This is a genomic window from Mycobacterium sp. UNC410CL29Cvi84, assembly GCF_000686745.1.
Lineage (GTDB): Bacteria > Actinomycetota > Actinomycetes > Mycobacteriales > Mycobacteriaceae > Mycobacterium > Mycobacterium mucogenicum_B.
Genome location: NZ_JMLM01000006.1, coordinates 304,783 through 322,673, shown reverse-complemented (window position 1 = coordinate 322,673; position 17,891 = coordinate 304,783). Strand labels below are relative to the sequence as shown.

General features: G+C 67.2%; 20 protein-coding genes and 1 pseudogene. 8 read left to right on the top strand and 13 right to left on the bottom strand.

Annotated elements, in window-relative coordinates:
• Positions 1–39 precede the first annotated feature (39 nt).
• Entirely contained in the window at positions 40–300 is a 261-nt protein-coding gene (rpsT, locus tag BR47_RS0109905; RefSeq protein ID WP_020102146.1) for a 30S ribosomal protein S20, read from the top strand.
• A 65-nt stretch (positions 301–365) separates the two neighbouring features.
• Here the strand turns inward: rpsT and holA are convergent, their stop codons facing one another.
• The 4 genes from holA to BR47_RS0109885 all read right to left on the bottom strand — a co-directional run bounded on the left by holA (position 366) and on the right by BR47_RS0109885 (position 5,045).
• Positions 366–1,307, bottom strand: a complete 942-nt coding sequence (holA, locus tag BR47_RS0109900; RefSeq protein ID WP_177127370.1) for a DNA polymerase III subunit delta — start codon at positions 1,305–1,307, stop codon at positions 366–368.
• A 64-nt stretch (positions 1,308–1,371) separates the two neighbouring features.
• Positions 1,372–2,730 (bottom strand): type I glutamate--ammonia ligase, encoded by a 1,359-nt coding sequence (locus BR47_RS0109895; protein WP_029119407.1) that lies wholly within the window; start codon positions 2,728–2,730, stop codon positions 1,372–1,374.
• Positions 2,731–2,760: 30 nt separating this feature from the next.
• Positions 2,761–4,230 carry a ComEC/Rec2 family competence protein gene (locus BR47_RS0109890; RefSeq protein WP_029119406.1) on the bottom strand — a complete coding sequence of 490 codons (1,470 nt, stop codon included), beginning with the start codon at positions 4,228–4,230 and terminating at the stop codon, positions 2,761–2,763.
• Positions 4,227–5,045: a ComEA family DNA-binding protein gene (locus tag BR47_RS0109885; protein ID WP_029119405.1), complete on the bottom strand. Its 819-nt coding sequence runs from the start codon at positions 5,043–5,045 to the stop codon at positions 4,227–4,229. The genes BR47_RS0109890 and BR47_RS0109885 overlap by 4 nt, the downstream gene beginning before the upstream one ends.
• A gap of 198 nt (positions 5,046–5,243) precedes the next feature.
• Here BR47_RS0109885 and BR47_RS0109880 point away from each other — a divergent pair, with 198 nt between their 5' ends.
• The 7 genes and pseudogenes from BR47_RS0109880 (at position 5,244) to BR47_RS0109855 (ending at position 10,554) form a co-directional block, all read left to right on the top strand.
• On the top strand, positions 5,244–6,560 hold the full coding sequence (locus BR47_RS0109880) for a hypothetical protein (RefSeq protein WP_081831244.1): 1,317 nt from the start codon (positions 5,244–5,246) through the stop codon (positions 6,558–6,560).
• A gap of 253 nt (positions 6,561–6,813) precedes the next feature.
• A pseudogene (locus tag BR47_RS34115) lies at positions 6,814–6,912 on the top strand (DUF2510 domain-containing protein); the annotation flags it as partial.
• A 162-nt stretch (positions 6,913–7,074) separates the two neighbouring features.
• Entirely contained in the window at positions 7,075–7,704 is a 630-nt protein-coding gene (locus tag BR47_RS33500; RefSeq protein WP_177127364.1) for a hypothetical protein, read from the top strand.
• Positions 7,705–8,209: 505 nt separating this feature from the next.
• Positions 8,210–8,608, top strand: coding sequence for a hypothetical protein (locus BR47_RS33040; RefSeq protein WP_141772220.1), 399 nt, complete (start codon positions 8,210–8,212; stop codon positions 8,606–8,608).
• Positions 8,605–8,910 carry a hypothetical protein gene (locus BR47_RS0109865; RefSeq protein ID WP_029119402.1) on the top strand — a complete coding sequence of 102 codons (306 nt, stop codon included), beginning with the start codon at positions 8,605–8,607 and terminating at the stop codon, positions 8,908–8,910. The genes BR47_RS33040 and BR47_RS0109865 overlap by 4 nt, the downstream gene beginning before the upstream one ends.
• A complete protein-coding gene (locus BR47_RS33035; RefSeq protein WP_141772219.1) occupies positions 8,907–9,386 on the top strand; it encodes a hypothetical protein in 480 nt (159 codons plus the stop codon). Before BR47_RS0109865 ends, BR47_RS33035 begins: the two co-directional genes overlap by 4 nt.
• A 118-nt stretch (positions 9,387–9,504) precedes the next feature.
• The gene (locus tag BR47_RS0109855; RefSeq protein ID WP_029119401.1) at positions 9,505–10,554 is read left to right on the top strand and encodes an NAD(P)H-dependent amine dehydrogenase family protein; all 1,050 of its coding nucleotides are present in this window, start codon (positions 9,505–9,507) and stop codon (positions 10,552–10,554) included.
• Positions 10,555–10,565: 11 nt separating this feature from the next.
• On the opposite strand, the gene BR47_RS0109850 is transcribed toward BR47_RS0109855, so the two are convergent.
• From BR47_RS0109850 to BR47_RS0109810, 9 genes are all read right to left on the bottom strand, one after another.
• Entirely contained in the window at positions 10,566–10,772 is a 207-nt protein-coding gene (locus tag BR47_RS0109850) for a hypothetical protein (protein ID WP_029119400.1), read from the bottom strand.
• Positions 10,773–10,956: 184 nt separating this feature from the next.
• Positions 10,957–11,787 carry a DegV family protein gene (locus BR47_RS0109845; RefSeq protein ID WP_029119399.1) on the bottom strand — a complete coding sequence of 277 codons (831 nt, stop codon included), beginning with the start codon at positions 11,785–11,787 and terminating at the stop codon, positions 10,957–10,959.
• 2 nt (positions 11,788–11,789) lie between these two features.
• Positions 11,790–12,542: a diglucosylglycerate octanoyltransferase gene (gene octT / locus BR47_RS0109840; protein WP_020102161.1), complete on the bottom strand. Its 753-nt coding sequence runs from the start codon at positions 12,540–12,542 to the stop codon at positions 11,790–11,792.
• Positions 12,532–13,200 (bottom strand): glucosyl-3-phosphoglycerate phosphatase, encoded by a 669-nt coding sequence (gpgP, locus tag BR47_RS0109835; protein ID WP_029119398.1) that lies wholly within the window; start codon positions 13,198–13,200, stop codon positions 12,532–12,534. The genes octT and gpgP overlap by 11 nt, the downstream gene beginning before the upstream one ends.
• Entirely contained in the window at positions 13,197–13,610 is a 414-nt protein-coding gene (rsfS, locus tag BR47_RS0109830; protein WP_029119397.1) for a ribosome silencing factor, read from the bottom strand. Before rsfS ends, gpgP begins: the two co-directional genes overlap by 4 nt.
• On the bottom strand, positions 13,607–14,221 hold the full coding sequence (gene nadD, locus BR47_RS0109825) for a nicotinate-nucleotide adenylyltransferase (protein ID WP_286154339.1): 615 nt from the start codon (positions 14,219–14,221) through the stop codon (positions 13,607–13,609). Before nadD ends, rsfS begins: the two co-directional genes overlap by 4 nt.
• A gap of 70 nt (positions 14,222–14,291) precedes the next feature.
• Positions 14,292–15,737, bottom strand: coding sequence for a vWA domain-containing protein (locus tag BR47_RS0109820; RefSeq protein ID WP_029119395.1), 1,446 nt, complete (start codon positions 15,735–15,737; stop codon positions 14,292–14,294).
• 10 nt (positions 15,738–15,747) lie between these two features.
• Positions 15,748–16,629, bottom strand: a complete 882-nt coding sequence (locus tag BR47_RS0109815; protein WP_029105383.1) for an AAA family ATPase — start codon at positions 16,627–16,629, stop codon at positions 15,748–15,750.
• 12 nt (positions 16,630–16,641) lie between these two features.
• Positions 16,642–17,889, bottom strand: a complete 1,248-nt coding sequence (locus BR47_RS0109810; RefSeq protein ID WP_029119394.1) for a glutamate-5-semialdehyde dehydrogenase — start codon at positions 17,887–17,889, stop codon at positions 16,642–16,644.
• Between the last annotated feature and the right edge of the window lie 2 nt (positions 17,890–17,891).

Here is a 17,891-nt window from a genome sequence, read left to right as displayed (position 1 = left end):
CGTGCATGCCCAAATTGAGATTTAGAAGGAACGACACGCGTGGCCAACATCAAGTCGCAGGAAAAGCGCATCCGCACCAACGAGCGTGCACGTCTGCGCAACCAGTCGGTGAAGTCGGCGCTGCGTACGGCCATCCGCGGATTCCGTGAGGCCGTCGAGGCGGGCGAGAAGGAAAAGGCCGGCGAGCTGCTCGTCGCCACCAACCGCAAGCTGGACAAGGCCGCCACCAAGGGTGTCATCCACAAGAACCAGGCCGCCAACAAGAAGTCGGCGCTGACCCTGGCCTTCAACAAGCTCTGATCTGAGCCGGTAGTTTTCGCGAAACCGCGGCCCGTTCACCGGGCCGCGGTTTTGTTGTGTCCGGGCTAGCTGTCGGCCAGCTCGGCGACGCGCCGCACCGCCGACTCCAGCGCGTAGTCGGCATTGGCCGCGACACCCTTGACGTCGGCGTTCAGCGCGGCGACCACCCGCAGCGCCTCGGCCACGGTGTCCCGATTCCAGCGCCGCGCCTGCTTCTGTGCCTTCTGCACGCGCCACGGCGGCATCCCCAACTCCCCCGCCAACCGGTAGGGATCGCCGGACTGGCCACCGACCCGCGCAATCGAATGCACGGCCTCGGCCAGCGCATCGGCCAGCACCACGTGCGGCACCCCGCCGGCCATCGCCCAGCGCAACGCCTCGGCGACGCCGCTGACGTCACCCGAAACCGCCTTGTCCGCGATGTCGAAGCCGTTCACCTCCGCCTTGCCGGAGTGGTAGCGCCGCACGGCCGCCGCATCGATCTGACCGCCCGTGTCGGCCACCAGCTGCGAGCACGCCGCCGCCAGTTCGCGGATGTCGGACCCGACCGAGTCGAGCACGGCATTGATGGCGTCGTCGCCGACCTTCACCTTCAACGACCGGAATTCCTTGCGGACGAAGTCGGCACGCTCGGCGGCCTTGGTGATCTTCGCGCACGGATGCACCTCGGCGCCTAGCTTTTTCAGCTGATCGGCCAGCGCCTTCGCCCGGCCACCACCGGAGTGGACGACGACGAGCATGGTGCCGCCCGGTAGGTCCGCTGCCGCGTCGGCGATGAGGGCGACAGCGTCCTTGCCGGCTTCGGCGGCAGACTCCAGGACCACCACGCGTTCCTCGGCGAACAGCGACGGGCTCAGCAGCTCGGCGAGCTCGCTGGTGGACACATCACCGGCCCGCAGCCGGTCGACCGGCACGTTGTCGTTGCCGGCCTGTTTGCGCGCGTTCCGCAGTACCTCCGCCACCGCCCGCTCGACCAGCAGTTCCTCGTCGCCCAGCACCAGATGCAACGCCTCGGTCGATCCACTCACCCGTTGATCGTTTCACGTCGGGCAGACACGCCCTCGCACGCACTCACACACTCCAAGCCAAACGGAACTTCTCGGCCAGTTCGGCGTCGGAAAGGCCGCCGTAGTTCTGCTGCTCGTAGCCGCGCACGCCCAGCACGGCGTCGACCGGTGCGTCCCCGAGGATGTCGCGGACCACAACGCTGTGCCGCAGCGCATCGAGCACCTCAGTCTGCTTCGCCGGCAGCGTCACCACGCCGGCGTGCTCGCGCTGGGCTTCGGTCAGGGATCCGGGGTCGACGCTGACCTCGGGCGGCAGCGGCAGTGCCCGGGTGATGCCGTCGAGCGCCAGGCCGAGGATGGTCGCCGACGCCAGGTACGGATTGGCCGACGGGTCGACGATCTTGACCTCGACGTTGGCGCCGTATGGATTTCCGGACGCAGCGCTGACGAAGCGGATGGCGGCCTCCCGGTTCTCGGTGCCCCAGCAGACGTTGGCGCCGGACCAACTTCCCGGCTGGATTCGCAACCCGGACACGATCGAGCCACACAGCACGCCCTGCGCGTCAGGCAGACCGGCTAGCAACCCCGCGATGGCCGACTCTCCGGCACCGGTCATACCGTGCTCTCCTGAGCCACCGGAGAACACCGGCACACCGTCACGACTCAGTGAAAAGTGTTGATGCGCACCGGAACCCACACTGCCGGCGAACGGCACCGGAGACAGGCTGACGCGCAGGCCGTGGCGGCGGGCGACGCGGCTGATGATGACGCGCGCGAGCACCAGCTGGTCCGCGGCGGCCACCGGATCGCGTGGTTTCAGCGAGAATTCGAATTGGTTGGCCCCGTACTCGGGATGAAACTGTTCGATTGACACCCCCGCCGCGGCGGCCGCGTCCATCACGTCCCGGACGAAGCCCTCGAATTCGAGCACACCGGCCAGCCCATACTGCGCCCACAGATTGGCCGGCAGCTGCGCGCCGTCGGGGCCGACGAGCACGAACTCCACCTCGTGCCCGACAGTGGCCGTCAGCCCGGCCGCGGCCAATCGCAGCGTAACCCGTTGCAGCACAGCGCGACTGCAGTAGGGATCCGGGTTGCCGTCCTGAGTGAAGAACGCACCGGGCGCCCAGGCGAGCCCGTCGCCCAGGAGAGCCAGCCCCGTCAGGTCGACGCGGACCAGCCGGTCTCCGACCACACCGATCTCATCGCTCACCACGATGCCGGTCTGGTCGATCGCGAAGACATGCCACGTCGGGCTGGTACCGAGCCCATGCTCGGCGAAGACCGCCACCCGGTTCAGCGGAACCACCTTGACCTGGGTCAGGCCCGCGGCGTTGACCACGGTGCCGATCAGGGTCCCGACACCGGCCGCTTCCAGCGCCGCAACCGCCGCTGCCACGGACCCGGCAGGATCTTCATTCACGTCAATAATTCTGCTACGCGACGCGCGAGTTCATGGCCGGATCGCATTTCCTCGTCGCCGGCGCCACACGGCCAGCAGCAGCGCGCCACCGACTGTCATCGCGCCAAGCAGCAGCGCGCCACCCCAGCCTGACGGAACGCTGACCGCCGCTCCCGGAACCGCGGCACTCCACCGCGCCACGTGCAGCAGCCACCAGAGTTCGGGCCCGGTGAACCGGATCAACAGCTGCGCCGCAGCCGGCCAGCACCACGCCACCGCCGCAGCCGCGGTGCCAAGGATCGTGATGGGCGGAATGACCGGAGCGACAAGGAGATTGGCTGCCACCGCAACCAGACTCAGACTGCCCGAGATCGCCGCCACCAACGGCGCCGTCACCAGTTGCGCGGCAACCGCGACGCACACGGCATCGGCGAGCGGTTTCGGCCAGCCGCGGCCGACCAGTCGGCGCGACCACCCCGGTGCGATGACCACCAGCCCCGCCGTCGCCACCACCGACAGCGCGAAGCCGGCATCGACCGCGAGCGCCGGCGAGATCACCATGAGCACCAGCACGCTGGCCGACAACGCGGGAATGGCCTGCCGCCGCCGAAGCACCAGCATGCCCATCAACATCACCGAACCCATTGCCGCGGCCCGTAATACGCTCGGTGAGGGCTGCACGATGACGACGAACACGAACAGCGTGACCGCCGCCAGCGCCACTGCGATCCGCGGACCCACCAACGCCGCGCTGAGGAGCACCGCGCCGCACACGATGGTCACATTCGCGCCCGACACCGCGGTCAGATGCGTCAACCCCGCCCGGCGGAACGCGGCCGTCGTATCCGACTCGACCGCCGACACGTCGCCGAGCACCAGTCCCGGGAGCATCGCAGCCTGATCGGGCGGCAACGCCAGACGAGCGGCCTCGCCGAATTCGGCCCGCACGTGTGCCGCCGCGCGCTGTCCGGTCGAGGCGGTCCCGTACCGGGGCGCGCCCACCGCGGCCAGCACCGCCACCGACAGATCGCGCCGCTTGGGCCGGGTGACCCGTGCCCGGAACGCCATCGGGCGGCCCACGCCGACCTCCGAATACCCGAGGGCCGGCGCGAAAACCATGACACGTCCGGATGATTCGGCATCCTGCAGCCTCTGCAACGATGCCGCGAACATGAGGCGGCCGCCCTGGATGGTCTTCGGGGACTCCGACGGCGTGACGGTCACCGTCACCGTCGTGCCGAACCGCGCCGCCAACGGATGGGTGTCGACCGCGTGTACCCGCACCGTCGCGACGATCGCGAATGCCGTCCCCACCGCCGCCACCGCGAGCACCGCGGGCCAGCGCACCGAGCCCATCCACAACCCGACTCCCACGGTGCCCGCCACCGCGACCACCACCGCCGCCAGCGCCGCCCACGGCCCCCACCACACGCCGGCCGCCGTCACCGTCCAGCACGTCACGGCGGCCGGCACCAGCCGCAGGTCGATGCCGGGGACGTCCGGCGCGGGACTGCTCGTCACACCTTGACCAGGGCACGCAGTTTCTCCAGCCGGCCCGGCCCGATGCCGTCGACCTCGCCCAACTGGTCGACACTCGCGAACCGGCCGTTGGCGCCGCGCCACGCCACGATCGCTTTCGCCATGACGGGGCCGATGCCGGGCAGACCGTCGAGCTGCTCCTCCGTCGCGGTGTTCAGATCAACGGGTCCTTGTGCACCGCTGCCCTTTCCGTCGCCGGGCGGCCCCTTCTCCGGCGGCCCCGACGTCGCGCCCGCTGAACTACGCATCACCGCGGGCGCACCCAGCGGCGCGGTGATGCCGACCAGAATCTGCTCCCCGTCGGCAACCTTGCGGGCCATGTTCAGCCCGACGAGGTCAGCGCCGGCCAGCGCTCCCCCGGCCGCGGTGACCGCGTCGGCGATGCGGGCACCGGCAGGCAGGGTCACCAGCCCCGGTTTGTGAACCAGGCCCGCCACGCTGACCACGACGTCCTCGGCCTTGGCAGCCGGCGTGGGCGACCCAGGCGCGGAGGACGAAACCATCTGCACGGGAGGCAGTTTCGCCGCCGTCACCGGCGGCTTGTCATCACCAAGTACGGCGATCACGGTCACCAGGACCGCGATCACGCCGACCACTGCGAGCGCGATGACCCCCGCACGCCCGGGGTCGGCACGTACCGTCGCGAGCCACCCGGACTTGCCAGGCATGGCGTCGGGCAACCAGCGTGACAACGAGGTGTCGTCGTTCGGGTCGGATTCTCCGTCGGGTTCCGTCGCGTCCCCGGGCTGTGCGGTAAGCCGCCGCTGCACCCGATCGACCGGTGTCTGAGTGACCATGCCCGCGACGTTAAGCACCGCGTCCGACCGGAACGGCGCCAAACGGCCGCCCAACGCGCGGCCTGTGGATCAATCGCGTTCTGTGGATAAAAGGGGGCGGCTTCGATCCCAACCAGGGTCGATCGCCGCCAAAATTGGCATCGCCGTGCGCCGAACTGTGGGCCGACACGCGCCGCGAGCCCTAGAGTCGGGGTGACCATGACGACCCAAATACCTTCGCCACGTTTGAGTTTGACCGCACAGCAACGCGAAGCGCTGGCCGCGGCCGCGAGCTTCCCGCTGTTGAGCGCGATCCAGGGCAGGCGGTCTCGGCGCTTCCCCGTCGGCGGCTCCATCCCATCGGGACCGTTGGCCTACACCAGTACCCGGGACGTCGAGCCACTCGATGAGGTCGAACGCGCACTGATCCTGGCAACGGTAACCGGGGTCACCGGCTGGCATTTCGGGATCAGTCACCATCCCGGATACGCACCGGCGTTCCCGAACTACAGCGGGTCGGCATCAGGTCGCACGTTCCCGTCGGCCGCGGGATTCGAGATCGTCGAGTTCTTCTTCACCGACGATTCGGGCACCTACTTCCTCTCGTCTCGAGACACCGCACCGACAGTGCCGGTCAATGACGGCGTGGTCGACATCGACGACTGGCTGGCCGCGACGGTGTCGTCCTATCGCCAGATCTCCACCGATCGCATCCACATTCCACGGTCGGAGCCGTACCTCGAAGGCCACAACACGTGGATCGCCAATCACCCCGGCTCGCTGCTGGTCATCCCGGTCGCCGACATCGCACAGCATCTCTTGGCCAATCTGGCGTTCTTCCTGCAGAACGGCTACCTGATCTATGACGACGTCAACAACCGGCCGATCCCGGGATTGAAGGAGGCCGCCACGGGTCTGGCGCACCGGGACGACGACCCGTTCCCGCTGACCTTCGTCGAGCAGTACTCGCTCACGGAAGCCACCGCCGAGTTGATGACGAGCGTCTACAACGGGCACCTACTACTCGGGGCGCTGGGCCTGGGCGGTTGGACGTTCGACGGTATCGACCGGCTCACCATCCTCGGCGCGTCCGGCGATCCGGATGTTCCCGGCCTGGGATTCAACGTGCAAACCGACGAACGGTGGGCACTGCCCAATCCGACGGGGCTGGCCGGAGTTTTCGAAACGTACAGCCGCCCGCACCACCCGGACATCGCGGCTGCGGTGCGCGCCTTCGCCGACCGAAAATTCGGCCCCGGCGGGCCTTTTCACCCGGACACCCCAGGCCCGTGGCGGGATTCGCGGGCCGTGCGTTCGGCCGCGGCCGGGCACGACGAGCAGTTCATCACCTTGCTCACCATCGCCGCGCAATACATCGACGACACGTTCGGCAAGTTTCCCGGCACCGTACCCACCGTGCACGTCATGAATTACCTTCAGGCACAACACATCGACCTCGGGTTCTACGACACGCATTTCCAGCCGGGCGCGTATCTGTCGACCCACGCCGAACACGACCGGATTTGGCATGGGTGACAAGGACTCCTGCTCAGCTACGAGTCAGAGACTCTCGTACTTGATGAATTCCGTGAGCCGGTCACGCTACTGAGAGCACTTCGACGCCCTTAACGTAATCCCCCGTCTTGGCTCTGCGCGCGGCGCGTCGCGGGCGCCGTTGATGTGCACCGCGATCGCCATGCATCAGCTGCAGTGGATTCCATCAGGAGACTCTCAGGAAAGCGCTACGATCCGGTGATGAGGCGGGGGTCCCGACGTATGGGCGACGGCCATGGTGACTGAGCCAGGTTGGTACCCCGATCCATTGGGCGGTCAGGGTGCCCGCTACTGGGATGGCACTCAATGGGAAGGCGCCATTCAGCCGGGACCGCCGACGGCGCCCCAGGAGTACCCAGAGCCCCCACCGACACAACAGCAAACGCATCGCCAGTGGCCGGTCTGGGTGGGATTGGGTCTGGCCGTCGTTATCGCAATCGGCTCTGCGGTATTCGTGGTGACGCGCCCAACTGGGGAACGTACGAACGCAGCGCCAATGATCACGTCGACTACGACGCCCGAGCCGAAAGTGTCTCGGGCCAACGAGGTCGCCGCGGGAGTGCAGTCGGCAATGCAGTCCAAGCTTGACACTGATCCAGACCTTTCACCTCTGCACCTCAAGGTGACTCACGTCGACCTGGCCAACAAAGCGGGCAACGAATACAAGGGCATTGCCACGGTGACAACCTCGCGCGGGAAGACCCACGATGTGCCGATTGACGTCACAGCCGACGGTGACAAGCTCGTGTGGGAGACCGCCCCCGGCGCATTTCTGTTCGCTGCCCAGGATCTGCCGGCGCAAGCGCCTGTTCCCACCGCGGCTCCGCCGCCACCTCAGACAGTCGTTCTGCCGCCGCCACAGGCAGCAGGACCCGTCGAGAATTTCAAAATCTGTCCTTCAGGTACCAGTGGCGTTGCCTCTGATGAAACAAGCTGCGCTTTCGCAGACAGCGTTCGCTTATCGTGGTATTCCCAACCAGGCCAGAGCGTTATCGCCTACAGCCCGGTCACCCACCAGTCGTACCTGATGACGTGCGTGCCGGCGGCGACCAACATCTGGCCGGGAGCGAAGCGTTGCTCAGGCGTGAATAGCCAAGGCACGACCCTGATTGTCTATATCGACTAACTAGCAAACGTCGTAAGGGCTATATACGGCGTTGTCACGATTATCTTCGTGACGTCTATGGCAGGCACGGCACGACATCCAGTGAATCCAACAAAAGACGCAACGGGCGTGGACACCCGTAATCAGCCAACTCCAGGGAATGGAGTATCAACGGTCAAGTCCGGTCCGGTGGCCACACGACTACTGGTGCGTTGCTAAAGCTCTCGATAATCAGGGCTGCACAGTGATCCAGACTCACGGGCGGACCATCTGGATCGGCTCGAACCTCTTCAGGGTCGGAGTCATTGTTTGACTGGAATGGATACCGGATGTACCGAGTGCCGTCGACCGACGCAAGCGATCCGAAGCGCAGAATCGACCCCAAAGCACTGACCAAACGGCCGGTTATGAGGCGTGAGCGTGTTATGCCATTTGCTCTTACCAAAGCGCAAGCGAGAGGAAAATAGACCTGCCTCAGGTATCCGACGGGAGACCATGGGTTGCGGCCACGCGAGATGGAGGACAGATGAGCACGAATCCCGAGGTTCCCACACCCGACGGCGAGCCGGAACCCGGAGCGCCATCCGAAATCGGCCATGTCGAGAGCATCACGTACGAAGGACCGGGGAGCCCCGGCGGTCCCGCGGTGTGGGGAGAAGTCATACGTGGAGTGATCGGTGCAGTCGCGGGAATCGCCATTGGAATTTGGGGCTGCATCATGATCAAAGACGGGATCACGGGCGATGTCGCCTTCGCACTCCATTACGGCGAAAACAATTCGCTGGAGATCAATACGGGGTGGGTCGGGCTTTTCGTCTTAGGGATAGGCGCTGCAATCATCTATTTCACGGCTATCAAGATCGACTGGAAATCGAGTGCTGGGCGGCCAGCACCATCGGGCGACACGAAAGCGGAAGGCGCATGAGTGCCGAGGCGTTCCAGTCCTGGTTGGACAGCCTGGTAGCGGACAACCGGTTGTTTCCACATGAACGCGACCGCCTCATGGCCAGCCGCGAACTGTACGACATGAATCGTCTCGCAGTCGAGGCCGATCTGCCGGGTCGTGTCGTTGGATTCGTCGATGATCGGCGGCTTGTCGCCAACAGTGCCAAAGAACTTCTCAATCTGACCAGCCCCGAGGACCGACCCATCTACTTCGAGTATGTCCCTGGCGTCGGCCTCCAGGGACCAACCGCGCCAGAGGAACGCGAGAGGCTAGTTCATTGACGCTCAAAGGTCGGTTGCGCCCCCAACAGCACGGCCGCGTGGTCGGACGTCCAAGACCCGATCCGGGTTCGCACGTAGGCGACCTTGCAGCTGACGTTTTATGGCTCGTCGACTCGGGAGCAGACCTCACTACCGTACGCAATTGCATCGGTGAGCAGTTCGGGTACCGTCCAGTGCACGGTGCTCATGCATTAGGGGCCGATGGCAAACGTTTTGGGCTCGTCGTCGAGGGAATTAGTGCGGAATTTTTCGTGGAAGATCACGCGGGAAAGCTGCGCACGGTTCAGAGCCGTGGACGCATGTGCATCGCATCCGACGACGCGAAGAGCGACCTGCTCGGCATGAATCATCTGGCCGATTCTGGAGCGACGCTGATGTGGAATCCGCGCAGCGGCGAGGGCTCCTTGCGTACCAGCTTGGCCGCTGGACTGGCCGCCGCAGCACGCGGCATATTCAGGCGATTGACTGGCAGCTGACGTATCTGAGCTGACCGCGGACGTTAGCTGAATCGTCCAACCACCGGAACCCTCCAAGCCGGGTAGACACCTGCGGCATAGTGTCTAGCGAAAGCACAGCCCCAACGAGGAGGCCTCCATGACCACCGACCGCCCGCTCCGCGTCATCCAGTGGACCACCGGCAACATCGGCAAGCGATCCCTGCACGCCATCATCGCCCGTGACGACATGGAATTGGTCGGCGTCTACGCGTACGGCGCCGAGAAGGTCGGGGTGGACGCCGCCGAACTGGCCGGCTGGCCCGAACCCACTGGCATCAAGGCCACCAACGACATCGAAGAGCTGGTGGCTCTCAAGCCCGAAGCCTGCTGCTACAACCCGATCTGGCCCAGCGTCGACGAGCTGGTCCGGCTGCTCGAGTCCGGCATCAACGTCTGTTCCACCGCGGCCTGGATCACGGGCGGCAAGCAGTCCCCCGACGACCTGGCGCGCATCCAGAAAGCCTGCGAGGCAGGCAATTCCACGATCTTCGGCAGCGGCGCTCACCCCGGCCTGACGAACGTGATGGGCATGGTGCTGTCCAGCGCATGCGAGAGCGTCGACGAAATCCGCATCACCGAGTCGGTCGACTGCGGCGTCTACGAATCGGCCGGCACCATGGCCGCGATGGGTTTCGGCAAGGACCCTGAGACACCGGGCCTGGCCGAGAGCGTGCGCCTGGAGAGCGAGGTGTTCGCCGAGTCAGCCGCGATGATGGCCGACGCCATCGGCGCCAAGCTGGACCGGATCACCTTCGACGTCACCTTCACGCCGGCGACCGAGGATTCCGACCTCGGGTTCATGCAGATCCCCAAGGGCACGGTCGCCAGCGTCTACGGCTACCACCGCGGTTGGGTCGGCGACAAGAACGTCGTCAGCGTCGGCTTCAACTGGATCATGGGCGAGCACGTCACCCCGCCGAAGCCCGTGGCGCACGGTCACGTGATCCAGGTGTTCGGCGTGCCCAACATGCGCACGGTGGTCTACTGCCTGCCGTCGAAGGACTGGAGCGAGGTGAGCCTCAACGGTCTCGGCATGATCTACACCGCGCTGCCGGCCACCAACGCAGTACCTGCGGTGGTGGCCGCCGCACCGGGCATCCTGACGCTCAAAGATCTGCCGCCGGTCACCGGCCGGTTCGCCGGCTAGTCCAAAAGCGTTCACAGCCGGTACATTTCGCGCGCCATCAGGGCGTCTTCGATGAAGTCGAAATGCGTCTCGTAGACAGGGTGCGCGGGGTGGTGCTCGTCGGTCAGCCGATGCATGACCTGGCCGACGGTGCGCTCCATGCTGGTAATCCACTGGGGCACGGTCGGTGCGTGAAACGGCAGGGCGTGGGTCCAGCCGAGGTTCAGTGTGTGGCTCATCGTCGTCACCTTTCAATCCGGGTTCGCGGCGATGGAGTGCCGCTGGGGATTTCAGAGTGCGACCACAGCGACGCCGGATCGCGAGTAGACGGGTACTCGAAATCCGGCCATCGGCGCGCGGCCACCCGCGTAGTTGTGGCCGAATCTCCGGAAGAGCTTCCGGAGAGTGACGGGGCAGCTACTCCTACGTATTGACGATCACGCCGACGGCCCCCGAGCCGACGTGCACCGCGAGCACCGGCCCCATGTCGGTCACCACGAGTGAATCGACCTGGGGCAGAAGGGAAGTCAGGGCGGCGCCGATCTGCGCGGCGTCGTCGTGGTTGTCGACGTGGTGTACGGCGATCGCTGCGGGCCGGTCGCCGACCAGCGCGACCACCCGCTCGATCATCGCGGCATGCGCCTTGGCCACGGTCCGAATCCGCTGATCGAGCACCAGCCGGCCGTCGATGTCCAACTGCAGCAACGGTTTCAGCGACAACGCGGTACCGAGCCAGGAGGCGGCGGTCCCGATGCGGCCACTACGGCGCAGGTTGTCCAGCCGGTGCACGACGATGAAACCGTGCTGCCGCCCCGATTCCGCACGCGCCTGCGCCTCAACGGCATCCAGGTCGGCGCCGGCCGCCGCGGCCCGGGCCGCGGCCAGGGCGACGAACCCGACGCCCATCGCCGCCGAGCGCGAATTGACCACGCGCACAGCTGAACCCAGCTCGCGTCCCACGGCCGCGGCGGAACTGAACGTGCTCGACAGGCCGGCCGACAGATGCACCGCCACGACGCCGTCGCCCCCGCTGTCGGCCAGCGCCTGCTTGTAGACGTCGGTCAGATCCGCGGGCGCCGCACCCGAGGTGGACACGTGCGACCGGTCCTGGATGTCCTGCGGAATCGGGTCGATCCCGTCCTGGTAATCGGTGCCGTCCTGCAGTACGTGCAGCGGCACGACGCGAATGTCCCAGCGCTTCAACTCATCCGGGTCAAGCCGAGCCGACGAGTCGGTGACCACCACCACTGCCATCGCTAGTCGTCGGTCCGCTGCGACACCACACCGGCCTCGGCCAGCCCCTTGAGCATGAGTTCGGCGACGGCACGGTGCGCCTCGAAGTTCCAGTGGATGCCGTCCGGATTGGCGCGGCCGGACATCACCTCGTCACCGACGGCGGCCTTGAGGTCGACGATCGGAATCTGCTTCGCGTCAGCCCAATCGGTGATTGCCGCGACGGTGGCGTCGCGCCACCGGTGCGAACTGCCGTAGGTCTCCGCGATGTGCACCGACGGGATGGTCGCGACAAACGGAATGCCGGGGCGGTTGAAATCGATTGCCCCGCGCGTCTCTTCGAGATATTCGACCGTCAGGTGTGCCGGCAGCGCGGGCCGGGCGAGCGGCGACAGCCGCGGCTGCAACCAGCCGTAGCCGTCCCGCACGATGCGGCGCAGCCACGGCGGCCGCACATAGCGGATCAGTTCCCGCAGCGCCGTCGGCAACGGTGACGGCAACGAGTCCATGCCGCACGTCGCGAAGATCACCGCGCCGGCCTTCGGCAGCGCCGCCCACGACCGCGGATCCTGCGTCGCGGCCCACCACACGTCGCGGCAGGTCCAGCCGATGCGGCCGATCAGCTCCAGGTCCCAACCGAGTTGGGACGCAACGATGTTGGGCCAGATACGCGGATCGTCGGACGGCAGGCCGCCGGTGGGTCCGTAGTAGGACAGCGAGTCGCAGAAGACGAGAAGAACGGGCTTCTTCGGCGCGGCCGGGGTATCAGAGGACATCGTTCGCCACCTGAGCCGAGGCGTTCCACACATCCAGCCGCCACTTCACCGGATCGTCGTCGGCCAGACCCGCACTGTGCCCCGACAGCTGCACCCAGCTGGCGTTGCCCATGCCGCCGAGGATCGGCCAGTTGTCTACCGGCAGCTCCAGCAGGGCCGCGGTCAGCGCGGCGATCAGCCCGCCGTGCGCGACGAGCACCACGGGGCGGTCGACCTCGTCGACACCCCATTCGGGCAGATTGCGCAGCTGCTCCTGAACCACCGGAAGGGCGCGGTTCGCCACGTCCACCCGGCTCTCGCCGTTGTGCGGCGCCCAGCGGGCATCGTCACGCCAGGCCAGCCGCGCGCCGGGCGCAATGTCGTCGACCTCGTGATGGGTCAGGCCCTGCCAGTCCCCCAGGTGCGTCTCGCGCAGCCGCTCGTCGATCGACACCGGCATGCCGGCCTGGTCCCCCAGCGTCGTCGCGGTGTCGAGGGCCCGACGCAGATCGGACGACACGATCACCAGAGGCTGACGCTTGGCCAGCACCTCGGCCGCCGCCACCGCCTGCGCCCGGCCCAGATCACTGAGGTCGGTGTCGAGCTGGCCCTGCATCCGGCTGGTGGCGTTGTACTCCGTCTGACCGTGACGCAGCAGCAGGAGGCGGCGGTTCCTCACTCGCCGTCCTCGTCGGACGCGTCGTCTCCGTCGGGGTTCACCGGCAGCTCGCCGTCCAGGTCGACCTCGACGGCGGGACAGTCCCGCCACAGCCGGTCCAGCGCGTAGTACTCGCGCTCCTCCTGGTGCTGGATGTGCACCACGATGTCCACGTAGTCGAGCAGCACCCAGCGGCCCTCGCGGGCGCCCTCGCGACGGGCCGGCTTGTGGCCCGCCCAGCGCATCTTCTCCTCGACCTCGTCGACGATGGCGTTGACCTGGCGGTCGTTGGACGCCGAAGCGATGACGAAGTAGTCGGTGATGACCAACTGATCCGAGACGTCGATGACGCTGATGTTCTCGCCCAGCTTGGCGGACGCCGCGCGGGCGGCGACCGTCGCCATGCTGAGGGCTTCGGGGGTGGCGGTCATGAACTCTCCTGCTTGTTCGTGGCTTGATAGAGCCCACGTTTGGATACGTATTGGACGACGCCGTCGGGCACCAGGTACCAGATGGGCCGGTTGGCCTGGGCGCGGCGACGGCAGTCGCTCGACGAGATGGCCAGCGCAGGCACCTCGACGAGGGTCAGGGCGTCGGCCGGCAGTTCTTTCTGCGCCGCCTCGATGTGTTTCCCGTCCAGCTCGTAGCCGGGCCGGCTGACCCCGATGAACCGGGCCGTGGAGAACAGCTCCTCCCAGTTCTGCCAGGACAGGATCGAGGCCAGCGCATCGGCGCCGGTGATGAAGAACAGGTCGGTGTCGGGGTTCTGCCGGGCCAGGTCCCGCAGGGTGTCCTTGGTGTAGGTGGGGCCGCCGCGGTCGATGTCGACGCGGCTGACCGAGAACCGCGGGTTGGCGGCCGTCGCGATGACCGTCATCAGGTACCGGTCCTCGGCGGCGGTGACGTGCCGATCGCGCTTCTGCCAGGGCTGCCCGGTGGGGACGAACACCACTTCGTCGAGCTGGAACAGGTCGGCCACCTCACTGGCCGCGACGAGGTGTCCATGGTGGATGGGATCGAACGTCCCACCCATCACTCCCAGCCTGCGTCGAGTCACGATTGGCCAGCTTACGGCAGTGTTCGGAGCCAACTTGGGGGCAGGACCTCGCCGGCTAGACCGGCAGCAGGTTGTCGATCACCGAGGCGAGCTGCTTGGCGGACCGGCATTCGTGCATGGTGATGACGTCCTGGTACTTGGCCGTCGCCGAGTCGCCGCTGCCCCACAGGTGCTTGGGCTCGGGGTTGAGCCAGTGCGCGTGCTTGCTGGCGCCCACCATGTGCGCCAGCAGGTCGGCCTGCGGGTTGCGGTAGTTGTTGCGGCCGTCGCCGAGGACCAGCAGCGCCGTGCGCGGCGAGAGCGCGTTGGGCCACTTGTCCAGGAACGAGACGAACGCGTGGCCGTAGTCCGAGTGCCCGTCCCGGGTGTAGACGGCCGCCTCGCGGGTGATCTTCTGCACCGCGACGGCCAGGTCGGCGTCCGGCCCGAACAGTTCGGTGACCTCGTCGGTGGTGTCGATGAAGGCGAAGACGCGCACCCGCGAGAACTGCTGACGCAGCGCGTGCACCAGCATCAGGGTGAAGTGGCTGAAGCCGGCGACGGAGCCGGACACGTCGCACAGCACCACCAGCTCGGGACGGGCCGGGTGCGGCTTCTTGAGGACGACGTCGATGGGCACGCCGCCCGTCGACATCGACTTGCGCAGCGTCTTGCGCAGGTCGATCTGGCCGGCGTGGGAGCGACGGCGACGCGCAGCCAGGCGGGTGGCCAGCGTACGGGCCAGCGGCGCGACGACATTGCGCATCTGCCGCAGCTGATCGCCTGACGCCCTGAGGAATTCGACGTTCTCGGCCAGCTGCGGGATGCCGTAGGTCTGCACGTGGTCGCGGCCGATCTGCTCGGCGGTGCGCCGCTTCGTCTCCGACTCGACCATGTGTCGCAGTTGCGAAATACGTTTGGCGGCAATCGCTTTGGCGATCTGCTCCTGCGTGGGCGTGGGCTCGTCGCCGTACGGCGCCAACAGGCCGGCCAGGAGCTTGCCCTCGAGCTGGTCCAGGCCCATGGCCTTGAGGGCCTGATATGAGGAGTACGACGGGCCGCGGCTCGAGTTGTACTTGCCGTAGGCGTCGACGATCTGCGCGATCATCGCCATCAGGCGGTCGTCGAGGTTCGCCATGTCGGCGTCGGACAGCAGGTCGATGAGTGCCGAGCGCATGCCCTCGACGTCCTCGGGCGGGATCCGGTCGGGCCGGTTCTCCGGATCCTCGTCGTCGTCGAGTTCCAACACGGCCCGGTCCCCCATGGCTGCGGGGAACCACAGGTCGAACAGCGCGTTGTAGGTCTCGCGATGGTCGGGCCGGCGCAATACCGCGCACGCCAGGCCCTCGCGGAGCACCATGCGGTCACCCAGCCCCAAGGTGGCCATCACCCGGCCGGCGTCGACCGTCTCCGACGGCCCGACGTTGATGCCCACCTTGCGCAGGGCTTCGACGAACCCCACGAGATGGCCTGGAATGCCTTGCGGGGCAAGCGGTTGCGGTGGGGTTCGTGCGACGGCCATGGCAGCTTCCCTAGTTCAGCTTCAGCTCACCGGCAGCGCGCTGCTGATCGGACTGGTGCTTGAGCACCACGCCCAGCGTGGCCGCGATCATCGCGTCGTCGAGGGTGTCCATGCCCAGCGCCAGCACCGTGCGGCCCCAGTCGATGGTCTCGGCGACCGACGGCAGCTTCTTGAGCTGCATGCCGCGCAGCACTCCGATGATCCGGACCAGCTCGTCGGCGATTTTCTCCGGCAGCTCGGGCACCCGGGACAGCAGGATGCGCCGCTCCAGATCCGGGTCGGGGAAATCGATGTGCAGGAACAGGCAGCGACGCTTGAGCGCCTCGGACAGCTCACGGGTGGCGTTCGACGTCAGCACCACCAGCGGAGTCTGCTGCGCCTTGATGGTGCCGAGTTCCGGCACGGTGACGGCGAAGTCGGACAGGATTTCCAGCAGCAGGCCTTCGATCTCGATGTCGGCCTTGTCGGTCTCGTCGATCAGCAGCACGGTGGGCTCGGTGCGGCGGATGGCCGTCAGCAGCGGCCGGCTCAGCAGGAACTCCTCGCTGAACACGTCCATCTTGGTCTGGTCCCAGTCGCCCGACTGCTGGCCGGACTGAATCCGCAGGATCTGCTTGGCGTGGTTCCACTCGTACAGCGCGCGGGCCTCGTCGACGCCCTCGTAGCACTGCAGCCGCACCAGCTCCGAACCCGTGCACTGGGCGATGGCCCGGGCCAGTTCGGTCTTACCGACGCCCGCCGGTCCTTCGATCAGCAGCGGCTTACCCAGCCGGTCGGCCAGGAAAACCGCTGTGGCCGTTGCGGTGTCGGGCAGGTATCCGGTTTCGGCGAGTCGCTTGGCGACGTCATCGATGTCCGCGAACAACGGCACCGAACGAGCGGGTGTACTCAAGTTCTTCTCCTCCTACACGGGCCGGGTCTGGCCGTCGCCCCACACGATCCACTTGGTGGAGGTCAGTTCCGGCAGCCCCATCGGACCGCGTGCGTGCAGCTTCTGGGTCGAGATGCCGATCTCGGCGCCGAAGCCGAACTGCTCACCGTCGGTAAAGGCCGTCGACGCGTTGACCATCACCGCGGCGGCATCCACCTGTTCGGAGAACCGCTGGGCCGCAGCAAGATTGGTGGTGACAATCGATTCGGTGTGGCCGGTGCCGTACTCGTTGACGTGCGCGATGGCCCCGTCGACCCCGTCGACGACGGCTACCGCGATATCCAGTGACAGGAACTCGGCGCGCAATTCGTCCTCGCTCGGGTCCAGGTGCACCGTCACCCCGGCGTCCTGCAGGGCGGTCACCAGCCGGGGCAGCGCGGTGTCGGCGATGGCCCGGTCCACCAGCAGCGTCTCGGCCGAGTTGCACACGCTGGGACGGCGGGTCTTGGAGTTCAGCAGGATGCTCTCGGCCATGTCGAGATCGGCGGCTTCGTGAACGTAGACGTGGCAGTTGCCGACACCGGTCTCGATGGTCGGCACGGTGGCGTCGCGCACCACGGCGTCGATCAGGCCGGCGCCGCCGCGCGGGATCACCACGTCGACCAGCCCACGGGCCTGGATCAGGTGGGTGACGCTGGCGCGGTCCTCGCTGGGCAGGAGCTGCACGGCATCCTCGGGCAGGTCCTCGGCGGCCAGCGCCGCCCGCAGTGCGGTGACCAGAGCCGCATTCGACCGGGCCGCCGACGAGCTGCCGCGCAGCAGCGCCGCGTTGCCGGACTTCAGCGCCAGGCCGAAGGCATCGACCGTCACGTTGGGCCGGCTCTCGTAGACCATGCCGACCACGCCGAGCGGCACCCGCTGCTGACGAATCTGCAGGCCGTTGGGCAGCGTGCTGCCGCGCAGCACCTGTCCCACGGGGTCCGGCAGCCCGGCGACCTGCCGCAATCCGGCGGCGATCCCGTCGAGGCGCTGCGGGTTCAGGGCCAGGCGGTCGATCATCGCCTCGGCAGTGCCGCCAGCGCGCGCGGCGTCGATGTCCTCGGAGTTGGCGGCGAGGACCACGTCCGCGGCGGCGAGCACGGCATCGGCCGCGGCGTGCAGCGCGCGGTTCTTGGCTTCGGTGGTCAGCGTGGCCAGCACGCGCGACGCGACGCGGGCCCTCCGGGCGGCGTCATGCACCTGCTGGCGCAGATCGGTGTCCGTAGCTGCGTGCACACTCATTA